5 protein-coding genes are annotated in these 7,034 nt (G+C 38.2%); 4 read left to right on the top strand and 1 reads right to left on the bottom strand.

Going from position 1 to position 7,034, the window contains the following annotated elements:
- Positions 1-219: 219 nt before the first annotated feature.
- The gene (gene gloB, locus Q0541_RS02470; protein WP_298905080.1) at positions 220-993 is read right to left on the bottom strand and encodes a hydroxyacylglutathione hydrolase; all 774 of its coding nucleotides are present in this window, start codon (positions 991-993) and stop codon (positions 220-222) included.
- 412 nt (positions 994-1,405) lie between these two features.
- Between gloB and Q0541_RS02465 the strand changes: the two genes are divergently transcribed.
- The 4 genes from Q0541_RS02465 (at position 1,406) to Q0541_RS02450 (ending at position 7,031) form a co-directional block, all read left to right on the top strand.
- Positions 1,406-2,329 carry an alpha-1,2-fucosyltransferase gene (locus tag Q0541_RS02465; RefSeq protein WP_298905077.1) on the top strand — a complete coding sequence of 308 codons (924 nt, stop codon included), beginning with the start codon at positions 1,406-1,408 and terminating at the stop codon, positions 2,327-2,329.
- 48 nt (positions 2,330-2,377) lie between these two features.
- On the top strand, positions 2,378-3,220 hold the full coding sequence (locus tag Q0541_RS02460) for a glycosyltransferase (RefSeq protein ID WP_298905074.1): 843 nt from the start codon (positions 2,378-2,380) through the stop codon (positions 3,218-3,220).
- A 109-nt stretch (positions 3,221-3,329) separates the two neighbouring features.
- A complete protein-coding gene (locus Q0541_RS02455; RefSeq protein WP_298905071.1) occupies positions 3,330-4,481 on the top strand; it encodes a glycosyltransferase family 4 protein in 1,152 nt (383 codons plus the stop codon).
- Between the two features lie 231 nt (positions 4,482-4,712).
- Entirely contained in the window at positions 4,713-7,031 is a 2,319-nt protein-coding gene (locus tag Q0541_RS02450; protein ID WP_298905069.1) for an ATP-binding cassette domain-containing protein, read from the top strand.
- Positions 7,032-7,034: the final 3 nt, after the last annotated feature.

The following is a 7,034-nucleotide window of genomic DNA, read 5'->3' as shown; positions in this document are numbered from 1 at the left end:
TCAAGTTCGGGTGATTACTTATAATAAAATCTATCAATGTAGGTTGGGTTGTAGCTTGCTTCCCCGCAGGGGTACAAGTCAAGAAACCGCATCGCCCTTGGCGTCTCCCCTTCTCCCAAAGGGAGAAGGGGAGACGCTCTTGCTAGCAAGATCCCCATAGGAGTACAAGCCGGGGAACCCGGACAACGCAGTGGCTCCCCAATGTCCCATGCCCAATGCCTAAAAGTTATTTCTCATTTCCCGTATACGCGCAAAGGTTTGGACTGCATCACTACTCTTAAGAGTTAATTGTAATGATGGCTGATCCCAACGTAAAAAGGGATTGGTTCGCTTTTCTACTGCCAGTAGCGAGGGTATGGTAGCTTCTCCTCGACTACGGTAAGCTTCTACTTCATTGAAGCGTCTTTGTAAGTCGGTATTGTCGCCATCCACAGTTAGAGCAAATTGCAGATTTTTTAAGGTGTATTCGTGGGCACACCAGACGCGTGTATCATCGGGTAGAGAGCGCAGTTTGCTTAAAGAGTCCACCATTTGGGTTGCTGTTCCTTCAAACAAGCGACCGCAACCGCCAGAAAATAGGGTATCGCCGCAAAATAAATCACCTGTCTCACCAGCTTTGTCGGGGGGAAAGTAGTAAACGATGTGAGCGCGGGTATGTCCGGGAACGAAGACAACTTCAGCTATGCGGTCTGCAAACTGGACGCGAGCGCCTTGTTGCAAAAACACCTGCTGTCCCGGAATTCTACCACGATCCTCGGCTCCTCCATAAACTATCAGTTGGGGGAATTGTTCCATTAATTGCTTATTACCACCCACATGATCGTTATGGTGGTGTGTGTTGAAAATTGCTACCAACTCAGCTTTTAATTCTGCCAGTTTCTTTAATACTGGTTGAGACTCTGCTGGATCGACAGCAGCAGCGATATTTTCTTTGCGATCATGTAACAAGAATATGTAGTTGTCTGAGAGTGCTTCCAAACGGATTACCTGCATTACCTCTGCCTCCCTTACAACATAAATCTTTAGTATTGTGTAGCAATTTTAAGTCTCAGCAAGTAACCAGGCTACCTGCATAAATTGTATTAAGTATTTGTACTTGGTTTAGTACAAATGTAATGTCTGATTAATATATGATAATATACAACCGTAGGTATACGGTAACTATACCACAACAAAGCAAAATTTATCTGAATTTATCAGTGAATTTTCTCTGGAAATAACCGCAAATACAAAGTTAGATTTATTTTGTTATTTACTGTTATAAGGATACCAAAAAATCTATTCAATCATCGGGGATATCTCCTTTAATCTGCTAAATTTAATAGAATTAAAATTCTATCTATATTTTTGGCATATTAAAGGTTGAGTAAATATTACCCAGTGTTCATTTTTAGAGGTTTTATACATGTTAGTAATCTCTGCAAAATCTGGACAACTAGGCAACAGGTTATTGTTATTTGCTAATTTTATTGCATTTGCTAGGGAAAATAATTTTACAGTTATAAACCCAGCATTTGAAGAGTATGCTAATCTTTTTAGCTCAACAGATAAAGATTTTTTATGTTGTTACCCTTTTCCACCATTTTCAATTGCAGGAAACCAATTGCTACGTAAATACTACTATAAGATTAATCGTTATTTAGCTGAAAGTGGACGCTTGAACACAATTGAGATTAAGCGTAATCAGCCGTTTAGCTGGAGTAATTCCAGCATCACAAAAGAATTAAAATCACGGTCTATCAACTTTTTTCAAGGATGGGTATTTCGCGATGGATGGTTTGTAGATGATATATCAAATCTACAAAAACATGGGGAAAAAATTCGTGCTTACTTTCAACCTTTAAAAAAGTATCAGTTAAATGTAGCAAAACTCATATCCAATATTCGTAGCCAGACTGATGTGATCATTGGAGTCCATGTTCGTCATGGAGATTATCAGCAACATCAAAATGGCAGATATTTTTATTTAGTTGAAGATTATTTAAAGGTAATGGAATCAGCACAAACACTATTTCCTAACAAAAAAGTGACATTTTTGATTTGCTCAAATCAGGAGCAAAAGGAGGATTATTTCCAACATTTATCTTATGTTTATGGCAATAATCATATAATTGAAGATATGTATTCTTTAGCTGAATGTGATTATATTATTGGTCCTCCTAGTAGTTATACTATGTGGGCATCATTTTACGGTGAGAGACCTCTCTATATGATTAGGGATGTGAATAAAACGTTAAAAATCGAAGATTTTGTTCACTTTTCCCAATGGAAAGGAGTTTTTTACTATAACGAAGACTGGAGTAAAAGTGTCTGGGAATGGACACATTAAATTAGATTGATAGACGAGGATTAAAAGTAATAATTATTTAACTTATTTATGAAAACAGAAAGTAGAGGATTTATTACAATTTTAACTGGACTTTACCCTTTTCAAGATTGTATTCATTTTTTGGCGGCAATTAGAAAGTTTCATCAAGAGCCAATCATTATTTTAATTGACCAAGTTCCAATAGTACTCTATCCTTTTCTGAAGGCTTTTAAAAATGTAATTTTAAAGCCAGCACCTGCAAATGAAAATACTGTTTTAGCATCACGTCAAGCAAAACTGGCTCTCTATGAAGCCTCTGAATTTGATAAAACGATTTACTTAGATTCAGATATTTGCTTACTTTCCGATATCAACGACGTATTTGAATATTTAGATGAATATGATTTGCTATTAACTGAAGATGTGCAACCTTCTATTGTTAAAGCCACAAATTTATTACGGGGAAAACAAGAAGACCTTTTACAAAATGTTTTGCCAATTCTGCAATCTATCGGGTTACCTTTGCAAGCAGATAGTGTGCAATATAATAGCGGTTTGATAGCTTTTTGTAAAACAGAAGTGACCAAGGTGTTTTTTGAGGAATTTCAACGTTATTTTGAGATTGTCAAAAACAACCAAGATAAATTACTTTTAAAAGACCAAGGGGCTTTTGCTTCTGCGATTGCATCTGTACGCCCTCACATGAAAATCCTACCACCCACTTATAATTATCTCAGTAAGTGGGAGGATGCTTATAATATTCAGGAACAAATTAAAGTTCTTCACTGTACCTATCCTTATCGACCTCAATATGCTAAAAATATTAGTCGTTCATTATATACAAGGGTTTTTGACAGATTCGCTAAAGTATTTTTACCGAATCAAGTTACAAATCCCTGGCGCAAGAAATGACATATTCATTATGAAGATATGCACGGGACTTTTTCCTATATGACACTCTGGTAGAATTTAAATATTTATTAATATTGAAATTGCGAATTGACAGGAGAAAATTTCAAAATTGAAAGTTTCATTAGTTGTTGGTGATCTATCTGGAGGCGGTAGTATTCGAGCGTATTTATTAGCTCAAGTACTGCAAAGCCTCAATTATCAAGTAGAGATTCTTGGTTTTATTTATGGGAAAGAACTGTATGCGATTCCTCCGGCTTGCATATCAGTTGTTTCTCTTGCAGGTACAAATTATCCGGAATTTCTGATATCTGCTCGTCAACTCCTGCAAAAAATAGATGGAGATATTATTTATGCAGTAAAACCAAAGTTTACAAGTTTTGGTCTATCGCTACTGAAAAAATTTAGTGGTGGTCGTCCTTTAATTTTAGATATGGATGACTGGGAACTCAGTTGGCACGGAGGTGATGAGTGGAAATATCGTCCTAGTCTTAAGCAATTTTATCGCGACATTTTCAAGAAAAATGGGGCATTGAAATTTCCAGATCATCCACTGTATCTCCAGTGGATGGAAAGCTTAGTCTCAAAAGCAGATGCAGTCACGATAGATACTCACTTTCTCCAAAAACGCTTCGGTGGTGTTTACGTACCTAATGGTAAAGATACCGCAATGTTTGACCCTCAGAAGTATGATTCTGAGTCTAGCAGAACGGATTATGGTCTTTCTGAGTATCGAATTCTCATGTTTCCTGGGGCACCACGACCTCACAAGGGGGTTGAAGACATCCTAATGGCGCTCAATTTGTTGCATGAGCCAGATTTAAGATTAGTGATTGTGGGTGGTAGCCCTTACGATGATTATGACGATAAATTGATTCAAAAGTGGGGGCGTTGGATTATTAAATTACCAAAGTGCCCTGTAGAATTAATGCCTAAAATTGTAGCAGCTGCTCACATTGTAGTTGTTCCCCAGCGAGATACTTTGACTGCTCGCGCTCAGTTTCCCCTGAAGTTGACAGATGGCATGGCAATGGCTAAACCTGTATTATCAACGCGCGTTGGAGATATTCCCCAAATTTTAGGTAATACTGGTTATTTGGTTGACCCTGCTTGTCCTGAACAACTTGCTGAACAAATTCAATTGATATTTAAAAATTTAGAGTCAGCAAACCAGCAAGGTATCAAGGCAAGAGAAAGATGTGTGGAACACTATAGCATAGAGGCTATGGCTTCTGTGCTCAAGTCTGTAATTGCTCAGTTGTGAATATTGATTGGGCGTGGGGCATTGAAAAAGAGATTTTCATTCTTTCATTGTGCCACAGCAGTTCTGGCATTTTATCTGGCAAAATCTTTAAAAGCTGGTGTTGTAGATGGAACTGTGTTTTAACGGAGTTGAGACATGATGATTATTTAGTTTGATTTATTTGAACTTTAGCAAATTTGGCAAGTAATTTGTGAATAATATTAAGAAGTGAAAGTTGCATAAAAATACCCAATGTCTACCAGAAAACTAGTACGAAGATTCGCTAAACCCTATCCAGGTTTAATTCTGCTGACAATATTGTTAGGATTTTCTGGAGCTTTATTTAATGGGATCAGCACAGCTTTAATTGTGCCAGTGGTTTTAAAAATTGTGGGGCAAGAAGTAGATTTAAGTAGCGCTCCTCCCATCCTAAAAAGGTTGATATCTCCATTTGATCATACTCCAGAACCTTACCGGATAGCAGTAATGGCTGGGGCAATTATATTTACAATTATTTTAAAGAACTTAGCTACTTATGCCAGTTCCTTAGCATCGAGTTCTTTAACCCGAAAGCTGACATCAGATATGCGCGAAACCGGGTTAAAGCTATTACTAGAAATTGATATAGATTATTATGCCAAGACGAAGGTTGGTGATTTAATAAACTGTCTTGGTGGAGAAATTGGCCGGGCTGCAAGTGCTATAGGTAGTATAGTCAAGATAGTTATTCTGGTAATTACAATTTTAGTTTTTGTCGGTTTATTACTGTCAATTTCTTGGCAGTTGACAATTGCTGCTACGTTTTTGCTGTCGTTGGTGACGTTAATAAATCAGTATGCCATTTCCCGGTCTAAAAATTTTGGTAAGCAACTCAGTCAGATGTCTAGAGCATATTCAATCTCTGTGCTAGAGACTTTGAACGGAATTCGATTGGTAAAGGCAACAGGAAATGAAGAAAAAGAATATCAACGGATTAAAAAATTAATTCGCGATCGCGAAACAGCAGATTTTGAATCTCAGGTTAATTCGGAAGCGATTACACCTATGGGTGAGGTGATGGGTATTACAGCTTTACTGCTGATTGTACTTTTGAGTAAAACCTTCTTTGCAAACCAAGTTTCTTCCCTTTCTACCGTACTTCTGACATATTTATTAGTACTACTGCGAGTGCTGCCATTGATTTCTCAGTTAAATACTATTCGCAGCAACTTTGCCAGTACCGCCGCCAGTGTGGATGTTACCAATGAGTTTTTAAGCCTGCACGATAAGCCGTTCATGGGCAAAGGTAAGCTTCCCTATACAAAATTAAAAGAGGGCGTGTCTTTTAATTCTCTTTGCTTTGCCTACCCTGGTCATGAGAAGTTGGTACTCAAAGATGTGAATTTATATTTACCGCGTGGCACAACCTTAGCATTAGTAGGCAGTTCTGGTGCTGGGAAATCCACTATGGCAGACCTTTTACCCAGATTTTATGACCCGATCGCTGGCAGTATTACCATTGACGGCATCGATTTGCGGGAGTTCGATGTAATATCCCTGCGAAAGCGAATGGGAATTGTCAGTCAAGATACCTTTCTTTTTAATGACTCGGTGCGAAATAACATCGCCTATGGGCGACCAGAAGCTACTGGAGATGAAATTCTTACAGCGGCCAAGCGGGCAAATGCCTATGAGTTTATTAGCAAATTGCCTCAGGAATTTGACACCTTGATTGGCGATCGCGGCGTGATGTTATCTGGTGGACAAAGGCAAAGATTAGCGATCGCCCGCGCCCTACTCCAAAATCCCGAAATTCTGATTTTAGATGAAGCCACCAGCGCTTTAGATACCGTTTCCGAACGCTTAGTACAAGCTGCACTCGATGATCTTAGTCGCGATCGCACCACCCTAGTAATTGCTCACCGTCTTTCCACAGTCCAAAAAGCCGATCAAATAGCCGTATTAGATCAAGGACAAGTAGTAGAGGTAGGAACCCATGAAAAACTTTTACAAAAGGGTGGTTATTACTCACGTTTGTACTCAATGCAATTTAGCGATCGCCCTAATAAAAACTTGATTCAGACAAAAATTCTTAAGGCAATGCGCCTAAACTCCAAAAGATTTGCTGAATATCCTGAAGCTACTAAACACAATCAAAGCTGGCTCCGCATCTCTCACGAAATTCGGACGCAACTCAACTCGATGATTGGGTTCCTGCGCTTATTGCTTGATGATCTAGTAGACAATTCCCAAGAACGGCAGGAATTAATTGAAGACTCTTACAAATCAGCTTGGAGAATTCTCAACACCATAGATGTTTTTGAGGATGTTATTAGCTTACAAATGAAGGGGCAATTCATCTCAATTTCTGAGCAGAATCAAGATATTATAAGTACTTATTCTCAAAGTTTTAATCATATCTCCGTTGAGTTTCGGACTTCTCTTAATCTCATCCTTAGCTCTCTCCGCTCTCTAGCTGATAATTTGATATCCACCACAGAAGAACAAAATGGATTAATTACTGAAACTTATGAATCTGCTATATATCTGCTCGATAATTTAGAAAATTTTGAGAATAGTATTAACATCTAAAAT

The organism is uncultured Nostoc sp., assembly GCF_937863485.1.
Classification (GTDB): Bacteria; Cyanobacteriota; Cyanobacteriia; order Cyanobacteriales; family Nostocaceae; genus Nostoc.
Note: the sequence above shows the minus strand (reverse complement) of the source record. Positions and strands in the feature narration are given on the sequence as shown.

What these genes read in the sequence shown, in the direction of transcription:
- gloB (WP_298905080.1), bottom strand. Translation starts at nt 993, where the DNA reads ATGCAGGTAATCCGTTTGGAAGCACTCTCAGACAACTACATATTCTTG.
- Q0541_RS02465 (WP_298905077.1), top strand. Translation starts at nt 1,406, where the DNA reads ATGTTAGTAATCTCTGCAAAATCTGGACAACTAGGCAACAGGTTATTG.
- Q0541_RS02460 (WP_298905074.1), top strand. Translation starts at nt 2,378, where the DNA reads ATGAAAACAGAAAGTAGAGGATTTATTACAATTTTAACTGGACTTTAC.
- Q0541_RS02450 (WP_298905069.1), top strand. Translation starts at nt 4,713, where the DNA reads ATGTCTACCAGAAAACTAGTACGAAGATTCGCTAAACCCTATCCAGGT.